Raw genomic sequence first — 772 nt, forward strand, 5'->3', positions numbered from 1 at the left:
TCAGTACTCGATCACCGGCGCATGCACCGGCGCGATCGACGGATGAGCGCTTTGCGTGCGCTGGGCGGCCTTGTGCACCATCGTGTAGGCGTAGTCGATGCCCATGCCGTAGGCACCCGAGTGTTCCTTCGCCAGGCCCGTCACCGCGTCGTACGTTTCCTTGTTCTTCCAGTCACGCTGCCATTCCAGCAGCACCTGCTGCCACGTCACCGGCACCACGCCGGCCTGGATCATGCGCTGCATGGCGTAGTCGTGCGCTTCCTTGGTAGTGCCGCCCGAGGCGTCGGCCACCATGTAGATCTCGTAATCCCCCTCGAGCATGGCGCTCAGGGCGAAGGTCGTGTTGCAGACTTCGGTCCACAGGCCCGCCACGACGATCTTCTTGCGGCCGTTGGCGGCCAGCGAATCGCGCACCTTCTGGTCGTCCCACGAGTTCATCGAGGTGCGTTCGAGCGTTGGCTTGCCCGGGAAGACGTCGAGCAGTTCGGGGTAGGTGTAGCCGGAGAACGATTCGCTCTCGACGGTGGTGATGGTGGTCGGCACGTCGAAGATCTTCGCGGCCTTGGCCAGGCCCACGACGTTGTTCTTCATGGTCTGGCGGTCCATCGACTGCACGCCAAAGGCCATCTGGGGCTGGTGGTCGATGATGATCAGCTGGCTGTTGCGCGGGGTCAGGACTTGCAGTTTGGCGTTCGACATGATGGGCTCCGGTATTAAAAACGATTCAATAAGTTTGAGGTGTTATCGGGCGGCGCTGGCTTCGCTTCGTTCG

At 62.0% G+C, this 772-nt stretch carries 1 protein-coding gene; it reads right to left on the minus strand.

Annotation, left to right across the window (positions count from 1 at the left end):
* Nucleotides 1–699 carry a hydrolase gene (locus tag AC3G88_RS29400; RefSeq protein WP_488770788.1) on the minus strand — a complete coding sequence of 233 codons (699 nt, stop codon included), beginning with the start codon at nt 697–699 and terminating at the stop codon, nt 1–3.
* Nucleotides 700–772: the final 73 nt, after the last annotated feature.

Source organism: Cupriavidus sp. 86D6, assembly GCF_057815095.1.